Origin of the sequence: Tibeticola sediminis, assembly GCF_003843835.1 — a bacterium.
GTDB classification, from domain to species: Bacteria; Pseudomonadota; Gammaproteobacteria; order Burkholderiales; family Burkholderiaceae_C; genus Tibeticola; species Tibeticola sediminis.
The window spans coordinates 147,658-173,776 of record NZ_RKQL01000005.1; the positions used below are offsets into that span (position 1 = coordinate 147,658).

A 26,119-nucleotide genomic window follows, 5' to 3' on the forward strand; every position below is an offset into this window, starting at 1 on the left:
AGGGGGCGGTTCAGTCTTGCCCTTCGGTCAGGGTGTCGAGCTGGAAGCGACCGGTCTTGTGCCAGAGCCAAGTGTCGGTGTAGGTGACTTTGCCGAGCCGCTCGGGGACGGGGAAGGGGGCGGCGGCGCGGATCGTGCGTTCGATTTCCGCGACGACTTCGGGGGCGTGGGTCGGAGCGCGCATCCAGTGGATGCCCTGAACCTGGCCGCGCCGGTCGACCTCGACTTGCACGGTGCCGATGGCGTAGAGCATCGGCGGCAGGCGGCCGATATAGATGCGATCGGTGTTGAGCCGGTAGAGGTGCGCGGCCGCATCGCGTCGATACTCACGGGGGCTGCGTGCCTGCGACGCAGCCACGCCGGCGGGTGCAGCAGCGGCCGGCGCAGGGGGCGCGGTGGGCGTAGACGGGGGCGCCGAGGGGGCAGCGGGCGGTGGCGACGGCGGGGTGGTGCAGGCCGCGGCCAGCAGGGTCAGCGCGGTGGCAGCCAGGGCACGCAGGCCGCGGGCGCTGCGGGGTGTCGTCATCAAAAGCGTTTGGGGCATGGTCCGAAGAAGAAGTTCAGAAAAGCTGGGCTCGGCATACTGGGTCAGCGGTAATTGTGCAACCGGAGCGGCGCTCGGGCCGAGTCGAAAGGTAATCAGTGGTGAACGCGTTGACGGAAGTTTTCGAGCGCTGGGCGCAGGAGCCTGCGGTGCTGGTCGAGGTGGTGGCCACGCAAGGCTCCGCACCGCGCGAGGCGGGGGCCTGGATGGTGGTGTCGGCGCAGGCGGTGCGCGGAACGATCGGCGGCGGGCATTTGGAGTTTGATGCGATTGCGCAGGCGCGCCAGATGCTCTCGGCGAGCGAGTCTGCCGATTCGGCGCAGACGCTGGAGCGGCGCGTGGCGCTCGGGCCCAGCCTCGGGCAGTGTTGCGGCGGCGTGGTGCAACTGCGGTTTGAGCGTTTGCAGGGGCTCGACGCTGCGGCCCGGCAGCGGTTGATGCAGCGTTTGACGCCGGCCACCCTGCCGGTGGCGCTGTTTGGCGGCGGCCATGTCGGGCGGGCGATCGTGCAGGCGTGCGCGCCCTTGCCGGTGGCGGTGCATTGGATCGACAGCCGCGAGGGGATTTTCCCCCCGGAGCTGCCGCCGAACGTGCGCGCCGAGCATTCGGAGCCGGTGCAGGCGGCGGTCGATTCGATCGCACCCGGCAGCCGCGTGCTCATCATGAGTTTCAGCCATGCCGAGGATTTGGACGTGGTCGCGCGCTGCTTGCGGCGCCAGCGCGTGCGCGGTGACCTGCCGTTCGTTGGCCTCATCGGCAGCAAGAGCAAATGGGCGGCGTTTCGCCACCGGCTCGAGGGGCGTGGCTTTTCGGCTGAGGAGATCGCCCAGGTGCGCTGCCCGATCGGTGTGCCGGGCATCCTGGGCAAGGAGCCGGCGGTGATTGCCGCGGGCGTGGTGGCGCAGTTGTTGCAAACCCGCTGAGAGGCTGAGAGGGAATTGGTCATGCCCGCTTTGACGCCCCCAAACACGCCAGAGGGCGTTGCAAATGCGCGCCGTAGCCCGAGCTACGGCTGTGCTTTGCGCCTACTCGGGCGCGTTTTGGGGCGCCCCTTCGGGCACGCCCAATTCCCTCTCAGCCTCTGAGCCGGTCGGGACGGACGTCGTTTCCGTCGGTTTCCGATGGATCCCTCTTTGTATACACTTACGTGCACAGGTCGCAGCGGTGCGGATGTCGGGGTGCGGGCCGAGAGCCCGTCTGGCTTCGTGCGCGACCGTTTGGTGGTTCACAGCGCCCGCAGTGGTGAGCCGCCCGGAGTCCGTTGATGGAAGCCTATCTGCTCGACTGGGCCAATCTGCTGCTGCGCTGGCTGCATGTGATCACGGCGATTGCCTGGATCGGCTCGTCGTTCTACTTCGTTTTTCTCGACAACAACCTGGTCAAACCGAAGTCGCCCGACCTGCTCGAAAAAGGCGTGGACGGGGCGATGTGGGCGGTGCATGGCGGGGGCTTTTATAACCCGCAGAAGTACATGGTGGCACCGAAGAAGATCCACACCGAACTGCACTGGTTTTATTGGGAGAGCTATTCGACCTGGCTGTCGGGTTTTGCGCTGTTCACCGTGCTCTATCTCTGGAACGCGGGCACCTTTCTGGTCGACAAATCGCTGATGGATTGGAGCGCGGGCGCAGCGGTGGCGGCGGCGCTGGGCTTTCTGGTGGCGTTCTGGCTGATCTACGACCGAATCTGCCGGTGGTTTGGCTTTCGCGAAAACGGCGAGCGCATCGTCGGTGTGTTGGTGTTGATCGTGGTGGCGTTTGCGTCCTGGCTTGCGTGCCAGTGGTTCGCGGGCCGTGCGGCGTTTTTGCTGGTGGGCGCGATGCTGGCCACGGCCATGAGCGCCAATGTGTTCTTCTGGATCATTCCAGGTCAACGCAAGGTGGTGGCGGCGATGACCTCGGGCGCGCCGTACAAGGCGGCGGACCTAGCGGTCCATGGCAAGCGCGGCAAGCAGCGCAGCGTGCACAACACCTATTTCACGCTGCCGGTGATCTTTGCGATGCTGAGCAACCACTACGCCTTCCTCTACACCCACCGCTGGAACTGGCTGATCCTGATCCTGATGATGCTCTCGGGTGCGCTGATCCGGCAGTTTTTCGTGCAGCGCCACGGCTGGCGGCACGGACGCGCGGCGCACCCCTGGCCGTGGGCGGCGGCAGGCGTGGTGATCATCGTCGCGGTGATCGTGGGCTTGCGCGTGCTGCCGCAGGAAAATCCTAAAAAGATAGCAACAACCGATCATTCCACGCCGGTATCAACGGGAAAAAGTTCCAAAGACAGCTTTCCGGTGGTGCAGGCCATCATCACCCAGCGGTGCACGAACTGCCACGGCGCGGATCTGCAGTTCAAGAACATCCGGCTCGATTCGGAGCCCGCCATCCGCGCGCAGGCCCAGGCCATCTACCAGCAGGTGGTGGTGCTGCGCCAAATGCCGCTCAACAACGCGACCGGCATCACCGAGGCCGAGCGCGCGCTGATTCAGGAGTGGGCTGAGGCGCGCTGAAGCGGCGGACTCGCGGTACGTTCAGGCGTGCAGGTAGCGTTGCTCGAGATGCGCGCGGAAATGCGCCGGGTTGAGCGCTTCGTCGGTGGCGCGGCGCACCAGTGTTTCGGTCGGCCACAGGCTGGCCTGGCTCCAGATGTGGGTGTGCAGCCAGTCGAACACGGTTTGGAGTTCTCCGGCGGCGATTTGGCGGTCGAGCTCGGGCGTCTCACGCCGCATGGCGGCAAACCACTGCGCTGCGTACAGTGCGCCCAGGGTGTAGCTTGGGAAGTAGCCAAACGCGCCGAGCGGCCAGTGGATGTCTTGCATGCAACCGTCGCGGAAGTTGCCGCGGGTGTCGAGGTCGAGGTAAGCACGCATCTTTTCGTCCCAGAGCGCGGGCACGTCGGCGGCTTCGATTTCGCCGTCGATCAGTGCGCGCTCGATCTCGAAGCGCAGGATGATGTGCGCGGGGTAGGTCAGCTCGTCGGCGTCGACGCGGATCAGGCCGGGCTCGACGCGCGTGTAGAGTCGCGCGAGGTTCTCGGGCTCGAGTGCGGGCTGCGCGCCCAGGTGCTCGCGCAGCAGCGGCGCCAGATGCGCGAGGAAACCCGGGTGCCGGCCCAGTTGCATCTCGAACGCGAGGCTTTGACTTTCGTGGATGCCCATCGAACGCGCTTGGCCCACCGGCAGGTGCACCCAGGCGCGCGGCAGGTTCTGCTCGTAGCGGGCATGGCCGGTCTCGTGGATGATGCCCATGAGGCTGCGGGTGAAGTCGTCCTCGGTGTAGCGCGTGGTCACGCGCACGTCCTCGGGCACGCCGCCGCAAAACGGGTGGGTGGAGACATCGAGCCGCCCGCCTTCGAAGTCAAAGCCGAGCCGCTGCATGACGGCGAGCCCGAGTGCGCGTTGGCGCTCGACCGGAAACGGCCCTTGCGGCACCCGGGCTGGCTCGTTGGCCTGGCGCTCGCGCACGGCGCGGATGAGCCCGGGCAGCCAGGTTTTGATCTCGGCGAACAGGCGCTCGATGTCGGCGCTGCGCATGCCGGGCTCGTACTTGTCCATCAGCGCGTCATACGGGCTGATCCCGCGCGCCTGCGAGAGCAATTGCGCTTCCTGCCGCGCGAGCGCGACGACCGGGCCCCAGTTCTCGAGAAAACCCGCCCAGTCGTTGGCCGGGCGCTGGGTGCGCCAGGCGTGCTCGGCTTTGGACGTGGCGAGGCTTTGCGCTTCGACCAGGGACTCGGGCAGAGAATTGGCCGCATCCCAGGCCCGACGCATTTCGCGCAGGCTTGCCTGCTCGAACGCATCGAGCGCCTCCGTCTGCGCGGCGTCCAGCGCCGACCGCAGCTTGGGGTCGGTCAGCGTCTGGTGCATGAGCACCTGCAGCTCGGCGAGTGCCGCGCCGCGCGCGGCGTTGCCTTTGGGCGGCATCATCGTCGCTTGGTCCCAGCCGGCAATGGCCGAGAGATGTCCGAGGCGGTAGAGGCGGGTGAAGGTGGCGCTGAGCGCGGCATAGGCGGGGTGGGTCATCGCGCCATTCTGGCATGGGGCGAAGGCGCCGACGGCCGGGGGATGCGGCGCGCGGGGGACTTGTTCGGCGCTGCATCAGCCTTGCCTTTATCCTTACCCAATGCCGACAACTGCTGCTACCTCTGGCCTGCACCCCGCGCCCGAGCTGACGCTGGCCGACCACGAGTTGCTGGTCGCGTCTTTGCGCACGCGGCTTGGCGCCGACAGCGTGGTGCAGACGCCGATTTCGAGTGTGCTGCTGAGTGCGGACCGCGCCTGGAAGCTCAAGAAGCCGGTGCGCCTCGCCTTCATCGACTGCAGCACGGCCGAGCGCCGCGCGCATTTCTGCGCCGAGGAGTGGCGCCTCAACCGCCGCACGGCCGCGCCGCTCTATCTCGGCGTGCGCGCGGTCACGGGGACCTTGCAGGCGCCCGAAATCGACGGCCCGGGCGCGCGGCTCGACACCGTGGTCGAAATGCGGCGTTTCGACGCGGGGGAGGAACTGCGCGCGCTGGCGCGACGCGGCGCGCTCGGGCCCGATCTGGTGGACGCGCTGGCGGCGCATCTGGTGGGCTTTCACCGCAGTCTGGAGCCGTTGCCCGAGTCGCAGTGGCCGCGCAAGCAGCCGTGGGATTGGGCGCGCGAGACGATCGACGAGCTCGAGGCGATGGCTGCTTCGGGCGCTTGCGGCACTTGCTCGAGTGTGGACGGCTTGCAGGCGCTGCGCGAGCGGCTCGGGGCGGCGTTCGCGGCGCTGGCGCCTGCGCTCGAAGCACGCGCCCAGGCCGGTCATCTGCGCGAGGGGCATGGGGATTTGCATCTGGGCAATTTGGTGCGCTGGCAGGGCTCGGTGATGGCGTTCGACGCGCTGGAGTTCGAGCCCGCGCTGCGCTGCATCGACTTGGTCTGCGATGTCGCGTTCACGTTCATGGACTTGCTCGCGCATGGGCTCGACGGTCACGCCTGGCGCTTCATCAACGCCTGGGCCGAGGGCATGGACGAATGGCTGGGCCTGCCGGCCTTGCGGCCGTTTGCCGCCTACCGCGCCTTGGTGCGCGCCAAAGTGGCGGCGCTGGCCGGGGAAGGCGCGGCGTTCGATCGGTATTTCGCGTTGGCTGCGACCCTAGCGGCACCGCCGCCGAGGCCCCGGCTCGTGGTCATGACGGGTCTGTCGGGCTCGGGCAAGTCGGCGGTGGCCGCGCGCCTGAGTGAGCGGCTGGGCGCGCTGCGGCTGCGCTCGGACGTCGAGCGCAAGCGGCTGATGGGCTTGGCACCGACCGAGCGCGCCGCGCCGGGGTCGCTGCTGGCCCAGCGGCTCTATGGCGCGGAGGCGACCGCCGCCACCTACGCGCGGCTGCTGAGCCTAGCGGACGCGCTGCTGCAGGCGGGGCATTCCGTCGTGCTCGACGCCGCTTTTTTGCGCCAGCACGAACGCGCCGCGGCCCAGACGGCGGCGGATCGGCGCGGCGCGGCCTTCGCGCTGGTGCATTGCTGGGCCAGCGTTCCGGTGCTGCGCGCGCGGCTGGTGGCTCGGGCGCAGCACGGCGCCGATCCGTCCGACGCGACCGAAGCGGTGTTGGACGGGCAGCAAGGGGTGGCCGAACCCTGGCCTGCGGACTGGGCGCCATGGGTGCATGAGATCGACAACCGCGGTGACGAGGCCGCCCTCGACGCGGCTGTCTCGCGCCTCATGGCCGACTGGACGCGCAACGGGGCCGGGCGGGCTGCGGAGGCTCCCGCAACACAAGTTCTCAGGAAAAACGGCGGAACGCCGGCGTGATTCGGTCTTGGTTTGCTATCAAAAAAGGATCGAAAAGATGCGGCTTTCCCTACGCCGTCGCTTCGATCACGATGCCGATGAAGCGCATTCGGCCGTCGGCGTCCACCAGAGGGCGGCCGCGGGCGCTGAAAGCGCGGTACTTGCCGTCCATGCAAAGGATGCGGTAATCATGCGCAAAGGGCAGGCCCCCCTTCATGCTGGCGGCCTCGGCGGCGAGGATGGTGTCGCGGTCTTCGGGGTGCAGGCGCTTGCGGAAGTCGAACTCCTGATGGAAGGTCTCGAGGTCACCCTCCCAATGCAGCAAGCGCGCGTAGGCCAGGTCGTAGCGGGCCGAGCTGGTTTCGACGTCTACGCTCCAAATGCCGGCATGGCTGGCTTCCAGCGCCATTTCCAGCTTGGCGTGTTCGGCGCGTGCCGCCGCGTCGCGCTGCTCTTGCTCGGTAATGTCGGTCACGACCGAGACGATGCCCCGCAGCCGTTTGGGTTCGCTGGAGTAATAGATCGGCGACATGCGCACCCAGGCTCGGCTGGTCGGTCGTCCATACACGGCAGGCACATCGACCCGTTCCTCGACACTCTCATGGGTCTCGATCGCCCGCTGCTCGATTGCCGCAAGGGCCGCCACGAAGGCCGGGGGGAACAACTCCTGCGGGCGGTGGCCATACGCGTGCGCGGCCCGCAGCCCATAACGCTGCTCGGCCGCGCGGTTCCACAAAACATAGCGGCCCTGGGCGTCCCGCACGGCCGCCGAATCGGGCAGCAGATCGATCACCTCGAAGAGCCGTCGCACCATGCGCTCGCCCCCGAGTTGGTGTTGACGCTGTCGGCGACCCAACTGCCAGCCGATCGCCCCGGCAATCAGGCTGAAGCTGAGCACCCAGGCTGCCGACGGCAGGTCCGGAAGACCCACGGCGGCCAGGTCCAGCGTGTACGGACTGGGCCAGGCGTCGGGCACGGTCGCCACGGCGGCGCCGAGCAAGCCCTGCCCCAGGCCCGCCGAGACCCCCCAACGCCAGGGGTGGATCGGGCGCTCCATCAGCTGCAAATGCGGGGGCAGTTCGGTTCCGGGCTTCATGATTGGAAGGCGGCTCAGGCGCGCGAGGAATCCAGCGAGCAGGGGACGAGATCAAGTGATCTTCAAGTGATCTTCGGTGTCCAGTTTAATCGGCAAGGCCTGGTCCGACCAAATCCAAAGTCCTCGAGCACAGCAGCGACGACGCGGTGAAAAGCCGCGTGCGGTTTGATTTGTCTCAAGGCGGTGCGGGGGCGGCGCAGGCACATTCGGCGCACGATGTTTGCTTTGATGTCCCTCGAGTCTTCTGGCTTGGCGCAGTCGTTGCCGCCGGGGCAGGTCGTGCTGCGGCGGCAGCAACCCTTGGCGGAAGTGACGTACCTCGAGTCCGGCCGCGTGGCGCTCGGTTTGCTCGACGGTTCGGAGATGCCGCATGTGCTCGGCGCGGTGCAAGGGCCGTTTTGGCTCGATGCATCCTCGGCGGTCCTGGGCCTGCCCAATTTGGTCGATGCGGTGGCTGAAAGCGAATTGGTCATTCGGCGCGTGCCGCTCGCGGCCTTTCTGCGGGCCACCGCGACGCTGCCCGACGCCGCGCAGACCGTGTTGCGCGACATTGCCCGCGCGCATCGCCAACAGACGGAGATGGCGGTCAGCCGTCTCGTCAAAGACGCCGAAGCCCGTTGCGCCGAGTGGCTGCTGCGCCACGCCGAGCCGCTGCCCGAGTCCGGCGGCCTCGCCGTCCTGCTGCGCGAGCGCAAACGCCAGATCGCGCAGCAGCTCGGCATCGCCCCGGAGACCTTTTCGCGCGTGCTGCGTCATCTGCGCGAACGCAGCCTCATCAGCGGCTCGGGCCGGGTGCTCAACCTCGTCGATCCGAGCGGCTTGCGCTCGCTCGCGGGGGTCTGAGCGAACGCTGCAGTCCCTCTCGTCCGCCGGGCGAGGACTGGTCCAGCGTTGCCCCTAGCGTCGCTGCGCTCTACACTGGGCCGGCACCCACCCAGGAGCCCGCCATGAGCCCGTTCCCAAAGCTTCGAATCCTTGCCCGCCGCGTCGCCCTGGCGACGTTCATCCTTGGCGCCGCGGGCTTGGCCGCTGCGCCTGCGCAGGCCCAGGCGCAGCGCGTGCAGACGCCCTATGCGAAGCCCAAGGTGTTGTTTGACATGTACCTCGACCATCCCGACAAGATGGCGACCGCGCTCTACTGGGTACGTTCCTTCGTCAACCCTTTGACCGAGGCGCCCTACAGCTTCTTCGACGAGGACATGAAGATCATCGTGTTGCTGCACGGCACCGAGATCGTCACCGTGGCCCGCAAAAACGAAGCGCGCTATGCCGAGGTGGTTCAGCGCATGCGCTACTACGCCGAGCGCGGCGTGAAGTTCCGCGTCTGCGGCCTCGCGCTGGCCGACTACGGCTACACCCCCGAGGAATTGCAGCCCTTCGTCGAGGTCGCGCCCTCGGCCATGACCGAACTCGTGCACTGGCAGAACCAGGGCTACGCGCTGGTCATGCCGCAGGTGGTCGATAAGAAACTCTCGATCGAAGCCATACGCTGAGCCTAAATGCGGCAGTTGACCGCTTTTCGCTGAACGCAAGGTGTTGTTGTTCCACTGGTTTTTGCTGCGGAGGCGGTTCACCGCTCGGGTGAGCGCTGCGCACCCGGTCGAGCCACCCTCGGGCTCGGGGGCGGCGTTGCAAATCCTCGCCATGGCGCCCGCCATGGCTGCGGTTTGCGCCTTGCCCGCGCGCCCGATGACGGCCCGCCCGGGCGCGCCCAACTGCCGGATTTAGGCTGAAAGCTCTGGCTTTGTCCCGCGTCATGGCAGCGTCACCGGAAGCGGGTAGGCTCGATGCAAGGCCGATCCATCCCTAGACTGGTCTTTCCTCGACCCCCATCCACTGCCAAACGCCTCCATGAGCATTCGCCACCTCGATTCCCTCTTCGACCCCGCTAGCGTTGCCGTCATTGGGGCGTCCGAACGGCCGGCCAGCGTGGGGGCGACCGTCTGGCGCAACCTCAGCCGGGGTCGCTACGCCGGCCCGGTCTATGCGGTCAACCCCAAACATCGCCGCCTCGGCGACGCGCCGTGCTATCCGAACGTGGAGGCTTTGCCGCAGGTGCCCGAGCTCGCCGTGATCTGCACGCCGCCCGCGACCGTGCCCGGCATCGTGGCGGCTTTGGCGCGTGCGGGCACGCGCGCGGCGGTCGTGCTCACGGCGGGGCTCGACGCGGCGCAAAAGCAGGCCATGCTCGATGCGGCCCGCCCGGCGTTGCTGCGCATTCTTGGCCCCAACGGTCTCGGCCTGCTGGTGCCGCACAGCGGGCTCAACGCGAGTTTTGCGCATATCGATGCGCAGCCGGGTGAACTGGCCTTCATTTCCCAGTCCGGGGCTTTGGTCACCGCGATGCTCGACTGGGCGGACGCGCAAGGCATCGGGTTTTCCTGTCTGGCCTCGATCGGTGAGCACGCCGACGTGGATTTCGGCGACCTGCTCGACTACCTCGCCACCGATGCGCGCACCCGCGCCATCCTGCTGTATGTGGAGAGCGTCGAGGCGGCGCGCAAATTCATGTCGGCCGCTCGGGCGGCGGCGCGCAACAAGCCCGTCATCGTCGTCAAGAGCGGGCGCTCGGAGCAGGGGCAGCGGGCAGCCGCCTCGCACACGGGCGCGCTCGCCGGGTCGGATGCGGTCTACGACGCGGCCATTGCGCGTGCCGGCATGTTGCGGGTCGACAGCCTGCAAGACCTGTTCCTTGCGGCCGAGACGCTGGCGCGTTTTCGCAGCAACCGTGGAGAGGCGCTGACCGTGCTCACCAACGGCGGCGGCGCTGGCGTCATGGCGGCGGATGCGGCCGCGCAGGTCGGTGTGCCGCTGGCCGAATTGGCACCGGACACGCTGGCCAAGCTCGATGCCGTGCTGCCGCCGAACTGGTCGCACGGCAACCCCGTGGACATCATCGGCGACGCGCCGGTCGAGCGTTATGTGCGCGCGCTCGAGACGCTGTGCGCCGACCCGGCAGCCCAGGCGGTGCTGTTCATCCACGCGCCTACCGCCATTGTTCCGAGTGCCGACATCGCCCGCGCGCTCGCACAGGTGCCCAAGAGCGCCACGGCGCGGCTCATGGGCTGCTGGCTGGGCGGCCATGGGGTGGCCGAGGCGCGTCAGATGTTCAAGGCGGCAGGCATCGCCGACTATCCGACGCCGGAAGAGGCGGTGCGAGCCTTTGCGATGTTGCGTGCCTACCACCGTGCGCAGGCCGAGTTGATCGAGGCGCCGAGCGCTGCGGTTTTGATCGAGCCGCCCGACGTGGCGGCCGCCCGCGCGCTGGTGCAAGAGGCTTTGGCTGCCGGCCGCACGATGCTGAGCGAGCCCGAGGCCAAGGCCGTGCTCGATGCCTACCGCATCCCGGTCGTCTCCACGCGCCGCGTTCCGCCCGAGCCGCAGGCCGCGGTGGAAGCGGCCGCAGCGATTGGCTATCCGGTGGCCCTCAAGATTCTGTCGCCCGACCTCACGCACAAGAGCGACGTGGGCGGTGTGGCGCTCGCGCTCGATGGGCCGGAGGCGGTGCGCGAAGCAGCCGAGGCAATGCTCGCGCGCGTGCGGCGCCTGCGGCCCGAAGCGCGGATCGAGGGATATACGGTGCAGGCCATGGCCAGTCCGGCGCATGCGCGTGAACTGATCGTGGGCGCGACCGTCGACCGCGTGTTTGGCCCGGTGATTCTGTTTGGTCACGGCGGCACGGCCGTCGAGGTGCTGGCCGATCGCGCCGTGGCCTTGCCGCCGCTCAACGAGCCGCTGGCGCGCTCGCTGATCCAGCGCACGCGGGTTGCGCGGCTGTTGCAGGGTTGGCGCGACACGCCCGGCGCGCGCATCGAGGCGATTCAGGCCGTTTTGATCGCGGTGTCGCAGATGCTGGCCGACATTCCCGAACTGGCCGAGCTCGACATCAATCCGCTGCTGGCCAACGAGGACGGCGTGGTCGCGCTCGACGCGCGCATCCGGCTCGACCCGACCGGGCCGGCCGGCGCCGCGCACTTTGCGATTCGGCCCTATCCGGCCGAACTGGCCGAAACCGTGGAATGGAACGGGCAGACCATCACGCTTCGGCCGATCCGCCCCGAGGACGAAGAGGCGCATGTCGAATTCCTCTCGCACCTCGACCCCGAGGACATCCGCATGCGCGTGTTCTACAGCCGCCGCACCATGGAGCGCAGCGAACTCGCGCGGCTCACGCAAATCGACTACATGCGCGAGATGGCCTTCATCGCCACCGCACCGGGCCCGGACGGCCAGCCGCGCACGCTGGGCGTGGCGCGCGCGCTGGCCGATCCGGACAACGAAGAGGCCGAGTTCGGCATCATCGTGCGCTCCGAGCTCAAAGGCACGGGCCTCGGGCACCTGCTGATGGACAAACTCATCCGCTATCTGCGCGCGCACGGCACCCAGAAGCTCGTGGCCACCGTGTTGCGCGAGAACCAGCGCATGCTGGCCTTGGCGCAGGAACTGGGCTTCCAGCCGAGCGCCGAGCAGCCCGACCCCGAGACGGTGGCCATAGAACTCCCGCTGAATTGAGGGCGAGGCCCGATAAACGGGCATCCCGGCTCGCGGCCGCGGTGACCCGCCGCGTCTGCACGACAATAGCGCGCTTGGGCAACGCTGAATGTTCAGCGTTGCCCTTGGAGCGTGCGAGCCATTCCTGCCGGTTGTCTTCGGCCCGGAGCGGTTCGATATTATTTCAATAGCAGGAAAGTCCCGTTTCAAGCCGGCTCATGCGTTGTTTTGTTCAAAATCACCGGCCTGAGGTGCTGCCGTGAGCGCCGCGCCCGTGCCCCGCCTCGAGCTGCGAGGCATCACCAAGCGCTACCCCGGCGTGGTGGCCAACCAGGGCGTTTCGCTCACCGTACAGCCCGGTGAGATCCATGCCGTGCTCGGCGAGAACGGCGCGGGCAAGTCCACGCTGATGAAGATTATCTTTGGTGCCACCCAGCCCGATGAGGGCACGGTTCGGTTCAACGGCCAGCTGGTGAAGGTGCGCAACCCGCAGGAGGCGCGCGCGCTGGGCATCAGCATGGTGTTCCAGCACTTCAGCCTGTTCGACACGCTGACCGTGGCGGAAAACGTCTGGCTCGGGCTCGATCGCAAGTTCTCGTTGGCCGAGGTGACCGCGCGCATCGGCGCCAAGGCGCGCGAATACGGGCTCGACATCGACCCCTCGCGCCCCGTGCACACGCTGGGTGTGGGCGAGATGCAACGGGTGGAGATCATCCGCGCGCTGCTCGGCGAGCCGCAGTTGCTCATCCTGGATGAGCCCACGTCGGTACTCACGCCGCAGGCGGTGGAGCGGCTCTTCGTCGTCTTGCGCCAGCTCGCCGCCGAGGGCTGCAGCATCCTCTACATCAGCCACAAGCTGCATGAAATCCGCGCGCTGTGCAGCGCCTGCACCGTGATGCGCGCGGGCCGCGTCACGGGCGTGTGCGATCCGCGCGTGGAGAGCAATGCGAGCCTGAGCCGCATGATGATCGGCGCCGAGCCGCCCGCGCTGCGCCATGCGCGGGCCCAGCCCGGGGCCGCGGTGCTGCAGGTGCAGGCGCTCGACCTGCCGCGGGAACATCCCTTTGGCACCGACCTGCACGACATCACGCTCGAGGTGCGCGCGGGCGAAGTGGTGGGCATCGCGGGCGTCTCGGGCAATGGCCAGCGCGAGTTGCTCTACGCCCTGTCGGGTGAAGACACCCGTGCTTCCAGCGAGTGCATCCGCATCGCGGACAAGCCCGTCGGTTCGCTCGGGCCTGCAGCGCGGCGGCGCCTGGGGTTGCATTTCGTGCCCGAAGAGCGCTTGGGCCGTGGCGCGGTGCCGACCCTGTCGCTTGCCCACAACCTGTTGCTCACGCGCACCGAGGCGGTCGGCCGCGGCGGCTGGCTCGAGCTGCACGCCCTGCGGGCCCAGGCCGCGCGCATCATCGAGCGCTTTGGTGTGCGCACCAGCGGCCCGGAAGCCCTGGCCCGCTCGCTGTCGGGGGGCAATCTCCAGAAATACATCGTGGGACGGGAGATCGACGCGAGCCCCAAGCTGCTCATCGTCGCGCACCCCACCTGGGGGGTGGACGTGGGTGCTGCCGCCCAGATTCGTGGCGAGATTCTGGCGCTGCGCGACGCGGGCTGCGCCGTGCTGGTGGTAAGCGAGGAGTTGGAAGAATTGTTCGAACTGAGCGATCGGCTGTATGTGATGGCCAAGGGCCGCATCTCGCCGCCGCTGGAGCGCGAAGCGGCCACCATGGCCCGCGTGGGCGAGTGGATGAGCGGGCTGTGGGACGAGGACGTGCAGCGGCATCTCGCTGCCGTGCAGGAGGCCGACCATGCTGCGGCTTGAGGCGCGCAGTGCCCCATCACGGGCGTGGAGCCTGGGCTCGCCGCTGCTGGCGCTGGCCATAACCGTGCTCATCGGCGTGGCCTTGTTCGCCCTGCTGGGTAAGGACCCCGCGCGCGGCCTCGCGGTGTTCTTCTGGGAGCCCATCAAGAGCGCCTATGCGCTGGGCGAGCTGATGGTCAAGGCCACGCCGCTGCTGCTGATCGCGCTGGGGCTGGCGGTGTGTTTTCGCTCCAACGTCTGGAACATCGGCGCCGAAGGCCAGTTCGTGATGGGTGCGATTGCCGCGGGCGGTGTCGCCTTGCTCGCCGAAAGCGGAACCGGCCGCTGGGTGTGGATCGTGGTCGTGATCGCCGGCATGCTCGGCGGCATGGCCTGGGCGGCGCTGGTGGCTTTGCTGCGCGACCGCTTCCATGCCAATGAGATTTTGGTGAGCCTCATGCTCGTCTATGTCGCTGAAATGGTGCTCAGCTACCTCGTCTACGGCCCCTGGAAGGACCCCGCGGGCTACAACTTCCCCCAGACCCGCAGTTTCGACGCGGTCACGCAAATTCCGCGGCTCATGAGCGGCTCACGGGTCAGCGTGGGCTTGCTGCTGGCTTTGTTCGGGGCGGGCGCGCTCTGGGTTTTCCTGTTCCGCACCCGTGCGGGTTTTGCGCAGCAGGTCGGCGGCCTCGCGCCAGCGGCCGCGCGCTACGCGGGCTTTTCCTCGCGGCGGGCGCTGTGGCTGGCGCTGTTGGTGTCGGGGGCTTGCGCGGGGCTTGCGGGTGCGCTCGAAGTCGCGGGCCCCGTCGGGCAGCTCACGCCCTACGTGCCGGCCGGCTACGGTTTTGCGGCCATCATCGTGGCTTTCGTCGGGCGGTTGCATCCCGCGGGCATGGTGTTGTCCGCGGTGCTCATGAGCATGTTTTACATCGGGGGCGAATTGGCGCAGTCGCGGCTCGGGCTGCCGAAGTCGATCACCGGGGTGTTCCAGGGCTTGTTGCTGTTCACGCTGCTCGCCTGCGACACGCTGATTCATTACCGGGTCCGCTGGGGCCGGGGAGGGCGCTGATGGAAGCCTATGCTTTGTTGCTGGCGGCCACGCTCAATGCGGGCACCGTGCTCGCGCTGGCGGCGCTGGGTTTGTTGATCAATGAAAAGGCCGGCATTGTCAACCTTGGCGCCGAGGGCATGATGCTGTGCGCCGCCCTGGCGGGCTTTGCCACCGTCGTGCACACCGGCAACGACTGGCTCGGGTTTGCCGCAGGCATGGGGGCCGGTGCGCTGCTGGCGGCTTTCTTCGGTGTTTTGGTGATCTGGCTCAACACCAATCAATACGCCACCGGGCTCGCGCTGAGTCTGTTCGGGGTGGGCTTTTCGGCCTTTGCCGGCATCCGTTACGTGCAAGAAAAGCTGCCCCCGCGACCGCAGTTCGCCATTCCCGGCCTCTCGGATTGGCCCTTCGTCGGCACAGCCCTGTTTCGCCAGCACCCGCTCGTTTATGGTGCGGTGCTGCTGGCTGTCGCCCAGATTGTGTTCCTCTACCGCACCCGTGCGGGGCGCGTGCTGCGCGCGGTGGGGGAGTCGCCCGAATCCGCTCATGCGCTGGGCTACCCCGTGCGGCGCATCCGTTTCGTCGCAGTGCTCGCCGGTGGCGCGCTCTGCGGGCTCGCCGGCGCGTACCTCTCGGTGATCTACACGCCGCTGTGGGTCGAGGGCATGGTGGCCGGTAAAGGCTGGATCGCGCTGGCGCTCACCACCTTTGCCACTTGGCGGCCGGCGCGCGTCTTGCTTGGGGCTTATCTCTTTGGCGGCGTCACGATGCTGCAGTTCCATCTGCAAGGGCTCGGCGTCGATGTGCCTAGCCAAGTGCTCACGATGCTGCCGTACCTGGCCACCATCGTCGTGCTCGCGTTGATCTCGCGCAATCCGACCTGGATCCGCGTGAACATGCCGGCCTCGCTTGGCAAGCCGTTTTTCCCCGGCTCATAATGAGCCTTTACTTCCGTGTCGTACCCTTCCTCAAGAAAGACCCGATCCATGACTGATCTGCACAAACGCTCCCTGTTCAAGGTCGCTGCGCTGTCGGCGCTGGCTGCCGCGACGCTTGCCGGCTGTGGCAAGAAGGAAGAACCGGCGCCCGCGCCGGCCGCAGCGCCAGCGTCGGCCCCGGCGCCCGCCAAGCCCGAGCCTTTGAAGGTGGCGTTCGCCTACGTCGGCCCGGTGGGCGACGGCGGCTGGACCTTTGCACACGACAACGGCCGCAAGGCGGTCGAGAAGGAATTCGGCGACAAAGTCGTCACCAGCTTCGTCGAGAAAGTGCCCGAAAGCGCTGACGCCGAGCGCGTGCTGCGCGACATGGTGGCGCAGGGCAACAAGCTGATTTTCGGCACCACCTTCGGCTACATGGAGCCCATGCTCAAAGTGGCTGCCGATAACCCCGAGGTGAAGTTTGAGCATGCCACCGGCTACAAGACCGCGCCCAACATGCGCACCTATGACAGCCGCACCTACGAAGGCGCCTACATGGCGGGCGTGATCGCCGGCAAGATGACCAAGACCAACACGCTCGGCGTGGTTGGCTCCATCCCGATCCCCGAGGTCATCCGCAACATCAACAGCTTCACGCTGGGCGCGCAGTCGGTCAACCCGAAGATCAAGACCAAGGTGGTCTGGGTCAACGAGTGGTTCAACCCGCCCAAGGAAACCGAAGCGGCCACCGCCCTCATCAACGGTGGCGCGGACGTCCTCATGCAAAACACCGACTCCTCGGCCGTGCTGCAGACCGCCGAGAAAATGGGCAAGCGCGCCTTCGGCTGGGATTCGGACATGAGCGCCTACGGCCCCAAGGCCCACCTGGGCTCGGCTGTCATCAACTGGGGGCCGTACTACATCAAGGCCGTGCGTGACGTGCTCGAAGGCAAGTGGACGACGGGCCAGAGCTGGTGGGGCGTCAAGGAAGGTGCGATCGACTTCGTCTCGGTGGCGGCCGACGTGCCCGAAGACGCCAAGAAGAAACTCGACGAGGTCAAGGCCGGCCTCAAAGATGGCAGCTTCGTGATCTGGAAGGGCCCGATCCTGGGCCAAGACGGCAAGGAAGTGCTCAAGAAGGATGAGGTTGCCGACGACAAATTCCTCGGCGGCATCAACTTCTACGTCAAGGGCGTCGAAGGCAAGATCCCGGGCGGCGACAAGAAGTAAGCCGCCTTCTGCAGCCAATCCAGGGGTCGCCCGCAGCGGCCCCTTTTCATGTGCGTCGTCATGGAGTGAGGGGCTGATCATGTCGGAGCGTTCAACCGTCCCGCGCGAGCGCCTGGGCGCCTTGCTGCGCGCGATGCCCAAGGCGGAGTTGCACATCCACGTCGAAGGCTCGCTCGAGCCCGAGCTGATCTTCGCACTGGCCGAGCGCAACGGCGTGGCCTTGCCCTACCCGAGCGTGGAGGCGCTGCGCGCGGCCTACGCCTTCAGCAACCTGCAAAGCTTTCTCGACATCTACTACGCCGGCGCCAGCGTGCTGCGCACCGAGCAGGACTTTTTCGACATGGCCTGGGCCTACCTGCAGCGCGCCGCAGCCGACGGGGTCGTGCGGGCCGAGATTTTTTTCGACCCGCAGACCCACACCGCGCGCGGCGTACCCATGGGCGTCGTCATCGAAGGCCTGCACCGCGCCTGCGTGCAGGCGCAGTCACAACTGGGCGTGAGTGCCGCGCTCATCCTGTGCTTTCTGCGCCACCTCAGCGAGGAAGACGCGCTGCAGACGCTCGAGGCCGCGCTGCCCTGGCGCGACCGCTTCATCGGCGTCGGCCTCGATTCGAGCGAACTGGGACACCCCCCCGAGAAGTTCGCGCGCGTGTTCGCGCGTGCGGCCGAACTCGGACTGCACCGGGTCGCGCACGCGGGCGAGGAGGGCCCTCCCGCCTACATCTGGGGTGCACTCGACGCTTTGCACGTGGAACGCATCGACCACGGCGTGCAGGCGGCGCAAGACGCGGCCTTGTTGGCGCGGCTCGCCCGGGACCGGGTGCCGCTGACCGTCTGCCCGCTCTCCAACGTCCGCTTGCGGGTGTTTCCCGATTTGGCGCAGCACAACCTGCGCGCGCTGCTCGACGCCGGGCTGTGCGTCACCATCCACTCCGACGACCCGGCGTATTTCGGCGGCTACCTGCTCGACAACTACCGCCTGACCTTCGACGCCTTGGGTCTCGACGCCGGGCATGCCCGGCTGTTGGCCGCCAACAGCATCGACGCGAGCTTCGCCGCGCCGACCGACAAGGCCCGATGGCGCGCCGAACTCCAGACCGTCTTCGAGCGCATGGCGATCCCGTAAAATGGAGTTTGAAGCCCGCTGCCCCGGCGGGCTTCGTTTTTTGGTTTCGGGGCCATGTAGAGGAACACCATGTACAAAAACCTCGCTGCCGCGTTCGCGGCCGCCTGCTTTTTCTCCCCCAGCTTTGCCCAACCCGCCGCAGCGGCCGCGCCGGCGCTCAAGGTCGGCTACGTCTATGTCTCGCCCGTCACGGACGCGGGATGGACACACCAGCACGACGAGGGCCGCAAGGCCGTCGAGGCCGCCTTCGGCCCCCGGGTTCAAACCACGGTCGTGGCCGACGTGCCCGAAGGCGCCGACGCCGAGCGCGTGATCCGCGATTTGGCCGCCACTGGGCACGGTTTGATCTTCACGACGAGCTTTGGCTACATGGAGCCCACGCTGAAGGTGGCGCGGGACTTTCCGCAGGTCAAGTTCGAATCCATCACTGGCTACAAGACGGCGCCGAATGTCGCCGCCGTCAATGCCCGCTATGCCGAGGGACGCTACCTTGCCGGCATCGCGGCAGCTCGGATGAGCCCCAATGGGGTGGCCGGCTATGTGGCCGGCTTCCCGATTCCGGAGGTCATCCAGGGGCTCAACGCCTTCACGCTCGGCATGCGATCGGTCAACCCGAAGGCGACGGTCAAAGTGGTCTGGCTCGGCGCCTGGTTCGATCCGCCCAAAGAACGCGACGCCGCGATGGCCTTGTTCGATCAAGGCGTGGACGTGATCGCCTTCCATACTGGATCGACCGCCGTGATGGCGGCCGCCCAGCAACGCGGCAAGCTCGCCGTCGCCTATCACTCCGACATGCGCCATGTGGCACCGGATGCACAAATCGTCGCCGTCAGCCACCACTGGGGCGCATACGAGGTCGAGCGGGTGCGCGCGGTGCTCGAGGGGCGCTGGAAGAGCGGCAGCACGCTCGGCGGCATCCGCGAGGGCATGATCCGTGTCGGTGACTTTGGCCCCAAGGTGCCCCAGGCGGTGCGCAACGAGGTGTTGGCGCGGCAGCAGGACATCGCCCGCGGCCGGCTGCAGATTTGGCGTGGCCCGATCCTGGATAACGAGGGTCAGGAGCGCGTGGCGCGCGGCGGGGTTCTCAACGACGAGCAGATCGCGAACATGAACTTTCTGGTTTCGGGCGTCCAAGGCCGGCTGCCAAAATAGCCGCCATGCAAGCTTGGCGCGCATCACTCCTCCGCTTCGATGCCGATGGCACCGCGGTATACGACCGCGACGGACTGTTGGTGACGGCGCCGGGGCCTCAAGGCTGGCGCGTCATCGTCGCGGCGGGTGACTTTGCGACGCTCGCGCCGCGGTTTGCCGCGGTGCCGCTGCAGCATCTGCCCGGGCGCATCCTCGCGCCCGGGTTCATCGACCTGCATGTGCATTACCCCCAGCTCGATGTCATCGGTTCGCCCGCTGAGGGCTTGCTGCCCTGGCTCGAGCACTACACCTTTCCCGCCGAGGCACGGTTCGCCAACCCGGAACACGCCACCGAGCTGGCCGGGCTGTTCCTCGATGAACTGGCCCGTCATGGGGTAACGACCGCGCTGGCTTTTTCGACCTCGCACCCGGCTTCGGTCGATGCCTTGTTCTCGGCAGCGCGCCGGCGGGGTCTGCGCCTCATCACCGGCAAGTGCCTACAGGACCGCCACAGCCCCGAGGCGGTCCGTGATGAGACCGAGCAAAGCCTGCTGGACACTGAGGCGCTGATCCAGCGCTGGCATGGCGTCGACCGGCTCGGCTATGCCATCACGCCTCGCTTTGCGCCCAGTTGCAGCGAAGCGCAGCTGCGGGGTGCGGGTACCCTCGCCGCGCGCTACCCCGATGTCTGGATCCAGTCGCATGTGGCGGAAAATCGCGACGAGATCCGCTGGGCGCGCGCGCTGTTCCCGAACTCGCGCAGCTACCTTGCGATTTATGACGACCACGGCCTCATGCGCGAGCGTGCTGTGTATGCGCACTGCATTCACTTCGACGCCGACGACCGAGCGCTGATGCGCCAGCGCCACACGGCCGCCGCCGTCTGCCCGACGAGCAATTTGTTCTTGGGCAGCGGCTTTTTCGACTTTGCGGCCGCGGCCGAGGCCGGTTTCCTGCATGGCTTGGCGAGCGATGTGGGCGGCGGCACGAGCTTGAGCCCGTTTCGCACCATGTTGGCAGCGTACGAGGTCGCCCGGGAAGGGCAGACCAAGCCGGGGGTCAGCCTGCCCGCGACGCGGCTGTGGTGGCTGCATACGGCCGGCGCGGCCGCCGCCCTGGGCCTGGCGGGCGTGGTGGGCAATCTTGCGCCCGGCTGCGATGCGGACTTCATCGTGCTCGACCCCGCGGCCACGCCGCTGTTGGCGCGGCGCAGTGGTCAGGCGCGAAGCCTGGAAGAGCTGCTGATGGCGCTCATCGTGCTCGGGGACGATCGGGCGGTCGTATCGGTGCACGTGGCGGGCGCCCAGGGCTGAGAGGCTGAGAGGGAATTGGTCGTGCCCGCTTCGACGCCCCAAAACACGCCAGAGGGCGTTGCAAATGCGCGCCGTAGCCCGAGCTACGGCTGTGCTTTGCGCCTACTCGGGCGCGTTTTGGGGCGCCCCTTCGGGCACGCCCAATTCCCTCTCTGCCTCTGAGCGCGGACGGCGCTGCGCTGGGTTTTCGTATAATTGCGGGCTTTCCCTTGCCACACCCCGTGTTGACGCCGGGGGTGGCTGTTGCCAACGCCTGATTGGGCCATCCACAAGGAGTATCGATGCGTCACTATGAAATCGTTTTGCTGATCCACCCGGATCAGAGCGAGCAGGTTCCGGCCATGCTCGAGCGCTACAAAGGCATGATCACCGCCGGCGGCGGCAAGATCCACCGTGTCGAGGACTGGGGGCGCCGTCAGCTCGCCTATCAAATCAACAAGCTCAGCAAGGCGCACTATCTGTGCGTCAACATCGAGGCCGATCAAGCCGTGATGGCCGAGCTCGAGCATGCATTCCGCTTCAACGATGCGGTGCTGCGCCATCTGACGGTCCAAAAGGCTCAAGCCGAGACGGGCCCGTCGTCGATGATGAAAATCGTCGAGCGCGAGGAAGCCCGCAAATCCGGCGCCGTCGAGCACAGCGCCTGATGGCCGTCGCCTTTGCCTTTTCCTGAGTGAACTGTTTCGAACTCGACGCGCTCATCGAAGAAGCCAAGCCCATTCGGTACACGCCTGCGGGCGTGCCGGCTTTGGATCTTTGGCTGGAGCATGAGTCGGTGGTCGAGGAGGCGGGCACAGCCCGCGTCGTCAAGCTCAGGATGCGGGCCGTGGCGCTGGGTTCGCTGGCAGAAACCCTCAGCCGGCAAGCCGTAGGCAGTTCATGGCGGTTTCGCGGTTTTCTCGCGACTTCGCGCAACGGCAAAGGCGTCGTTTTGCATCTTCAAGAATTTAAGACCGATCCATCTTCAGGAGTCCATCATGGCCGGACCGAAACGTTTCAATAAAGACAAGCGCCCCAAGCGCCCCGCACAAAACCTGTTGTTCAAGCGCAAGCGCTTCTGCCGCTTCACGGTCACCGGTGTGACCGAGATCGACTACAAGGACGTCGACACGCTGCGTGACTTCATCGCTGAAAACGGCAAGATCATCCCCGCGCGCCTCACGGGCACCCGGGCGATCTTCCAGCGCCAGTTGAGCACCGCAATCAAGCGTGCGCGCTTCCTGGCGCTGCTGCCCTACACCGACCAACACAAGATCTGAGGAGAACGACGATGGAAGTCATCCTGCTCGAAAAGGTCGTCAACCTCGGTGATCTCGGCGATATCGTCAAGGTCAAAGACGGCTACGCCCGCAACTTTCTGATTCCCAGCGGCAAGGCGCGTCGCGCGACGGCCGCCAACAAGGCCGAGTTCGAAGCGCGCCGCGCTGAACTCGAGAAGGCCGCTGCGGCCAAGTTGGCCGAAGCACAAGCCCAGGGCGAAAAGCTCGCGGGCAGCACCATCAAGATCACCCAAAAGGCGGGCGTCGACGGGCGTCTGTTTGGCTCGGTGACCAACCACGACATTGCGGAAGAGCTCAACAAAATGGGCTACAAAGTCGCGAAGGCGCAAATCCGCATGCCGCACGGCCCGATCAAGATGGTGGGCGACACCACCGTGGGCGTGGCGCTGCACACCGATGTGCTGGTCGAAGTGACGGTTTCGGTCTACGGCGAAACCGCGTAAACGTCGGCCCTGCATGTCAGGCCGCCGGGGTTCGCTCCGGCGGCCTTTCTTTTTTGGGGCGCGTCGCCCTGGGGCTCGGCGGCAACCGTGTTCCCCCGCATTTCCCCCGCATTTCCCCGGTATTTCCCCTGCCGATCCCCGGTTTGTCCACAGACTTGTCCCGTGACGGAGCGACGCTGGGGCGATAGCATCTGCGCTTTTCTTGGTTCGATGAATTCCATGCACACCAGCCTGACTTTGCCGGATGTTCCGGGCCCCGACGATCTCCACGTTGCGGCGGACTCGGAGGTGGCACGCTTGCGCGTGCCGCCGCACTCGGTCGAGGCCGAATCCAGCGTGCTGGGTGGTTTGCTGCTCGACAACCTGGCATGGGATCGTGTGGGCGATCTGCTGGTCGAGACCGACTTCTATCGCTACGAACACCGGCTGATCTATGCGGCCATCGGGGCGCTGATCCATCAGTCCAAGCCCGCCGACGTGGTGACGGTTTTCAACCAGCTCCAGGTTCAGGGAAAGGCGGAAGAGGCCGGCGGTCTGGCCTATTTGAATGCGCTGGCGCAGTACGTGCCGAGCGCCAGCAACATCCGGCGCTATGCCGAGATCGTGCGCGAGCGCTCCATCCTGCGCAAGCTCGTCACGGCGAGCGACGAGATTGCCACCAACGCGTTCAACCCGCAGGGCAAGCCGGTCGACAAGATCCTCGACGAGGCCGAGCAGAAGATCTTGAGCATCGGCGAGGAAGGCGCGCGGATGAAGCAGGGCTTCCAGTCGATGGATGCGCTGGTCGTGCAGCTCCTCGACCGCGTCCAGGAGATGGCCGAGAACCCCAACGACATCACGGGCGTGCCCACGGGTTTTTATGACCTCGACCGCATGACATCGGGACTGCAGCCGGGCGACCTGGTCATCCTTGCCGCGCGGCCCAGTATGGGTAAAACCGCTTTTGCGATCAACATCGCCGAGCATGTCGCGTTGAACGAAGGGCTGCCGGTCGCGGTGTTCTCGATGGAGATGGGTGCCTCGCAGTTGGCGGTGCGGATCGTGGGCTCGATCGGCCGCATCAACCAGGGGCATCTGCGCACCGGCAAGCTCACCGATGAGGAGTGGCCGCGCCTGACCGAAGCGATCGAGCGGCTGCGCACCGTGTCGCTCCACATCGACGAAACGCCGGGCCTGACGACGGCCGAACTGCGGGCCAACGCCCGCCGTTTGGGACGTCAATGCGGCAAGCTCGGCTTGATCGTCGTCGACTATCTGCAGCTCATGGGGGGCTCGAGCAGCGCGGGCGACAACCGGGCGACGGAACTCGGGGAAATTTCGCGCGGCCTCAAGATGCTCGCCAAGGAGTTGCAATGTCCGGTGATTGCGCTCTCGCAGCTCAACCGCAGCGTCGAGACCCGAACCGACAAACGCCCGATGATGAGCGACCTGCGCGAGTCCGGTGCCATCGAACAAGATGCCGACATCATCATGTTCATCTACCGCGACGATTACTACAACAAAGACAGCAAAGAGCCAGGCGTCGCCGAAATCATCATCGGAAAGCAGCGCAACGGCCCAACCGGGACCGTCAAGCTGACCTTTATCGCGCCGCTGACCCGCTTCGAGAACTACACGCCCAACGAAGGCTACTGAGGCTCAGAGCACTTCGCTGGCGAAGTCGGCGAGGCGTGAGCGCTCACCACGTGCGAGGGTGATGTGGCCGCTGTGGGGCCAGCCTTTGAACCGGTCGACGACATAGGTCAGCCCGGATGAACCCTCGCTCAGGTACGGCGTGTCGATCTGCGCGAGGTTGCCCATGCAGACGATTTTGGCGCCGGGGCCGGCGCGCGTGATCAGCGTTTTCATCTGCTTGGGCGTGAGATTTTGCGCCTCGTCGATGATCACGAACTTGTTCAAGAAGGTGCGCCCGCGCATGAAGTTCATGCTCTTGATCTTGATGCGGCTGCGGATCAGTTCGTTCGTGGCCGCGCGCCCCCATTCGCCGGCGTTGCCGCCATCGCCTTTGGCGAGAAATTCCAGGTTGTCGTCGAGCGCGCCCATCCAGGGGCCCATTTTTTCTTCTTCGGTGCCGGGCAGGAAGCCTATGTCTTCACCAACGCTGACGGTCGCCCGCGTCATGATGATTTCGGTGTAGCGCCGTTCGTCGAGAACCTGGGTCAGGCCAGCGGCCAGGGCCATCAGCGTCTTGCCCGTGCCGGCCGTTCCGGCGAGGGTGACGAAGTCGATTTCGGGGTCCGTGAGCAGGTTGAGCGCGAAGTTCTGTTCGCGGTTGCGCGCCGTCACGCCCCAGACCGCGTTTTTCAGGTGCGTGAAGTCGCGCAGCGTGCGCAACACCGCGGTTTTGCCGCGGATTTCGGTGACGCGGGCATAGAGGCTGGGCTCGCCCGGTGCTTCGAAATAGACGAATTGGTTGATCAGCAGCGAGGGGACGATCGGCCCGGTGATGCGGTAGTAGGTATGCTGCCCCTGCTGCCAGCTCTCCACCGTCTTGCCGTTCTTGCTCCAGAAATTCGCCGGCAGCGCGAGTGAGCCTGTGTAGAGCAGGTCACCATCGTCGAGCACCTTGTCGTTTTGGTAGTCCTCGGCAGCCAGGCCGAGCGCGCGTGCTTTGACGCGCATGTTGATGTCCTTGGATACCAACACGACCTCGCGCGGGGCCAAGGCCCGACCCAGCGCCTGAACGACGCCGAGGATCTGGTTGTCCGCCTTGCCTTGCGGCAGGCTCAGCGGCAGCGCGTGCTCCAGGGCCTGGGTCTGGAACAACAGCTTGCCGGTGGCCTCGCGGTGCCCGGTGGCGTCGAGCGGGATGCCGGCACCCAGATCTTTGCCATGCGCGGCCAGCGCGTCGAGCATGCGGCTCGCCTGCCGGGCGTTGCGGGCCACTTCGGTCATGCCTTTTTTGTGACCGTCGAGTTCCTCGAGCACGATCATCGGCAAGAAGATGTCGTGTTCCTCGAACTGGAACAGGCACATCGGGTCGTGCATCAACACGTTGGTGTCGAGTACGAACACTTTTGGGGGCGTCGCAGCGGCTGAAGCCGCAGCCGGCTTCGAAGCGCTGCGTTTGGCGGGCGCAGCCGCGGCTTTCCGCGGCTCGGTCGGTGCGGAATGCGCTTCTGGCTGGGGAGCCGGGGCGGCAGCGGGGGCGAGGATTCGCTCGGTCACCGTCGCAGGGGCCGCGCCAGCCGCTTGCGGCGGTGCATGGCGGCTGCGGCCTCGCGCCTTCGGAGACGCAGCCGCGCGCGCTTCGGGCGGCGCGAGTGTTTCGATGACTTCTTTGGGGAGGACGGCGGCCCGCTTGGCGGGTGGAGGCGGCAGTGGCATGCCGTCGATTATGCACATGCGGCCGCCCCTCCCGCCGTAGGGGCTGGCCTGGCGTTGCCTTATGCCGCGGCTTTTTCTTTTTTCTTCAGGGCCTTGACGGCCTTGAGCACTTCCTCGACGTGGCCGGGGACTTTGAGGCCGCGCCATTCTTCCTTCACGATGCCGTCGGGGCCGATGAGGAAGGTGCTGCGCTCGATGCCCTTGACCTTTTTGCCGTACATGATTTTGTTTTTGACGACACCGAACATGTGGCACATTTTTTCTTCGGTGTCGGCTATGAGTTCAAAGGGCAGCTCGAGCTTGGCTTTGAACTCTTCGTGCGACTTCATGTTGTCGCGCGAGACGCCGAAGACGACCGCACCGGCCTTGACGAAGTCTGGGTAATGGTCGCGGAACTGCATCGCTTCGGTGGTGCAGCCGGGCGTGTTGTCCTTCGGGTAGAAGTAAAGGATCAGGATTTGCCCGAGATGCGACGTGTTCGTGACCTTGACGCCTCCGGTTGCGTTGGCTTCGAATTCCGGGAGGGGTTTGTTGACAACGATCGCCATGGTCTTCAATCTTGTGTGACAGTCGGTGCTGCAAGGCCAGAGGCCGGTTGCGGTCTCAAGATGAACCG

24 protein-coding genes are annotated in these 26,119 nt (G+C 66.6%); 19 read left to right on the forward strand and 5 right to left on the reverse strand.

What is annotated here, in order from left to right:
• Positions 1 to 10: 10 nt before the first annotated feature.
• Positions 11 to 544 carry a hypothetical protein gene (locus EDC62_RS10750; RefSeq protein ID WP_245968844.1) on the reverse strand — a complete coding sequence of 178 codons (534 nt, stop codon included), beginning with the start codon at positions 542 to 544 and terminating at the stop codon, positions 11 to 13.
• Between the two features lie 101 nt (positions 545 to 645).
• Here EDC62_RS10750 and xdhC point away from each other — a divergent pair, with 101 nt between their 5' ends.
• Both xdhC and EDC62_RS10760 read left to right on the forward strand, forming a co-directional pair.
• On the forward strand, positions 646 to 1,467 hold the full coding sequence (gene xdhC, locus EDC62_RS10755) for a xanthine dehydrogenase accessory protein XdhC (protein WP_245968845.1): 822 nt from the start codon (positions 646 to 648) through the stop codon (positions 1,465 to 1,467).
• A gap of 341 nt (positions 1,468 to 1,808) precedes the next feature.
• Positions 1,809 to 3,047 carry a urate hydroxylase PuuD gene (locus tag EDC62_RS10760; RefSeq protein WP_124223550.1) on the forward strand — a complete coding sequence of 413 codons (1,239 nt, stop codon included), beginning with the start codon at positions 1,809 to 1,811 and terminating at the stop codon, positions 3,045 to 3,047.
• Positions 3,048 to 3,068: 21 nt separating this feature from the next.
• Here the strand turns inward: EDC62_RS10760 and EDC62_RS10765 are convergent, their stop codons facing one another.
• Entirely contained in the window at positions 3,069 to 4,559 is a 1,491-nt protein-coding gene (locus EDC62_RS10765; protein ID WP_124223552.1) for a carboxypeptidase M32, read from the reverse strand.
• A 100-nt stretch (positions 4,560 to 4,659) separates the two neighbouring features.
• On the opposite strand from EDC62_RS10765, the gene EDC62_RS10770 reads away from it, so the two are divergent.
• Positions 4,660 to 6,318: a bifunctional aminoglycoside phosphotransferase/ATP-binding protein gene (locus tag EDC62_RS10770; RefSeq protein ID WP_124223555.1), complete on the forward strand. Its 1,659-nt coding sequence runs from the start codon at positions 4,660 to 4,662 to the stop codon at positions 6,316 to 6,318.
• A gap of 49 nt (positions 6,319 to 6,367) precedes the next feature.
• Here the strand turns inward: EDC62_RS10770 and EDC62_RS10775 are convergent, their stop codons facing one another.
• Positions 6,368 to 7,393: a PAS domain-containing protein gene (locus tag EDC62_RS10775; RefSeq protein WP_124223557.1), complete on the reverse strand. Its 1,026-nt coding sequence runs from the start codon at positions 7,391 to 7,393 to the stop codon at positions 6,368 to 6,370.
• A 228-nt stretch (positions 7,394 to 7,621) separates the two neighbouring features.
• Between EDC62_RS10775 and EDC62_RS10780 the strand changes: the two genes are divergently transcribed.
• The 16 genes from EDC62_RS10780 (at position 7,622) to dnaB (ending at position 23,811) form a co-directional block, all read left to right on the forward strand.
• Positions 7,622 to 8,236, forward strand: a complete 615-nt coding sequence (locus EDC62_RS10780; RefSeq protein ID WP_245968846.1) for a Crp/Fnr family transcriptional regulator — start codon at positions 7,622 to 7,624, stop codon at positions 8,234 to 8,236.
• A gap of 104 nt (positions 8,237 to 8,340) precedes the next feature.
• Positions 8,341 to 8,886, forward strand: coding sequence for a DsrE family protein (locus tag EDC62_RS10785; RefSeq protein WP_124223563.1), 546 nt, complete (start codon positions 8,341 to 8,343; stop codon positions 8,884 to 8,886).
• A gap of 46 nt (positions 8,887 to 8,932) precedes the next feature.
• Positions 8,933 to 9,121: a hypothetical protein gene (locus EDC62_RS10790; RefSeq protein ID WP_124223565.1), complete on the forward strand. Its 189-nt coding sequence runs from the start codon at positions 8,933 to 8,935 to the stop codon at positions 9,119 to 9,121.
• A 123-nt stretch (positions 9,122 to 9,244) separates the two neighbouring features.
• Positions 9,245 to 11,905, forward strand: coding sequence for a bifunctional acetate--CoA ligase family protein/GNAT family N-acetyltransferase (locus tag EDC62_RS10795; protein WP_124223568.1), 2,661 nt, complete (start codon positions 9,245 to 9,247; stop codon positions 11,903 to 11,905).
• 238 nt (positions 11,906 to 12,143) lie between these two features.
• On the forward strand, positions 12,144 to 13,703 hold the full coding sequence (locus EDC62_RS10800) for an ABC transporter ATP-binding protein (protein WP_124223570.1): 1,560 nt from the start codon (positions 12,144 to 12,146) through the stop codon (positions 13,701 to 13,703).
• Positions 13,690 to 14,754: an ABC transporter permease gene (locus EDC62_RS10805; protein ID WP_124223572.1), complete on the forward strand. Its 1,065-nt coding sequence runs from the start codon at positions 13,690 to 13,692 to the stop codon at positions 14,752 to 14,754. Before EDC62_RS10800 ends, EDC62_RS10805 begins: the two co-directional genes overlap by 14 nt.
• On the forward strand, positions 14,754 to 15,674 hold the full coding sequence (locus EDC62_RS10810; RefSeq protein ID WP_124223575.1) for an ABC transporter permease: 921 nt from the start codon (positions 14,754 to 14,756) through the stop codon (positions 15,672 to 15,674). The genes EDC62_RS10805 and EDC62_RS10810 overlap by 1 nt, the downstream gene beginning before the upstream one ends.
• A gap of 48 nt (positions 15,675 to 15,722) precedes the next feature.
• On the forward strand, positions 15,723 to 16,883 hold the full coding sequence (locus tag EDC62_RS10815; protein ID WP_124223577.1) for a BMP family ABC transporter substrate-binding protein: 1,161 nt from the start codon (positions 15,723 to 15,725) through the stop codon (positions 16,881 to 16,883).
• Between the two features lie 79 nt (positions 16,884 to 16,962).
• Entirely contained in the window at positions 16,963 to 18,009 is a 1,047-nt protein-coding gene (locus tag EDC62_RS10820) for an adenosine deaminase (RefSeq protein ID WP_124223579.1), read from the forward strand.
• Positions 18,010 to 18,078: 69 nt separating this feature from the next.
• The gene (locus EDC62_RS10825; RefSeq protein WP_124223582.1) at positions 18,079 to 19,161 is read left to right on the forward strand and encodes a BMP family ABC transporter substrate-binding protein; all 1,083 of its coding nucleotides are present in this window, start codon (positions 18,079 to 18,081) and stop codon (positions 19,159 to 19,161) included.
• A gap of 5 nt (positions 19,162 to 19,166) precedes the next feature.
• Positions 19,167 to 20,453, forward strand: coding sequence for a guanine deaminase (guaD, locus tag EDC62_RS10830; protein ID WP_124223584.1), 1,287 nt, complete (start codon positions 19,167 to 19,169; stop codon positions 20,451 to 20,453).
• A gap of 281 nt (positions 20,454 to 20,734) precedes the next feature.
• The gene (gene rpsF / locus EDC62_RS10835) at positions 20,735 to 21,100 is read left to right on the forward strand and encodes a 30S ribosomal protein S6 (protein WP_124223587.1); all 366 of its coding nucleotides are present in this window, start codon (positions 20,735 to 20,737) and stop codon (positions 21,098 to 21,100) included.
• A 26-nt stretch (positions 21,101 to 21,126) separates the two neighbouring features.
• Positions 21,127 to 21,456 carry a primosomal replication protein N gene (gene priB, locus EDC62_RS10840; RefSeq protein WP_124223590.1) on the forward strand — a complete coding sequence of 110 codons (330 nt, stop codon included), beginning with the start codon at positions 21,127 to 21,129 and terminating at the stop codon, positions 21,454 to 21,456.
• A complete protein-coding gene (gene rpsR, locus EDC62_RS10845) occupies positions 21,431 to 21,712 on the forward strand; it encodes a 30S ribosomal protein S18 (protein WP_124223593.1) in 282 nt (93 codons plus the stop codon). Before priB ends, rpsR begins: the two co-directional genes overlap by 26 nt.
• Before the next feature lie 11 nt (positions 21,713 to 21,723).
• Positions 21,724 to 22,176 (forward strand): 50S ribosomal protein L9, encoded by a 453-nt coding sequence (gene rplI, locus EDC62_RS10850; protein WP_124223596.1) that lies wholly within the window; start codon positions 21,724 to 21,726, stop codon positions 22,174 to 22,176.
• A gap of 219 nt (positions 22,177 to 22,395) precedes the next feature.
• Positions 22,396 to 23,811 (forward strand): replicative DNA helicase, encoded by a 1,416-nt coding sequence (gene dnaB / locus EDC62_RS10855; RefSeq protein WP_245968847.1) that lies wholly within the window; start codon positions 22,396 to 22,398, stop codon positions 23,809 to 23,811.
• Between the two features lie 3 nt (positions 23,812 to 23,814).
• Here dnaB and EDC62_RS10860 read toward each other — a convergent pair whose 3' ends face one another.
• A complete protein-coding gene (locus EDC62_RS10860) occupies positions 23,815 to 25,503 on the reverse strand; it encodes a PhoH family protein (protein ID WP_124223601.1) in 1,689 nt (562 codons plus the stop codon).
• A 59-nt stretch (positions 25,504 to 25,562) separates the two neighbouring features.
• Positions 25,563 to 26,051: a peroxiredoxin gene (locus EDC62_RS10865; protein WP_124223603.1), complete on the reverse strand. Its 489-nt coding sequence runs from the start codon at positions 26,049 to 26,051 to the stop codon at positions 25,563 to 25,565.
• Between the last annotated feature and the right edge of the window lie 68 nt (positions 26,052 to 26,119).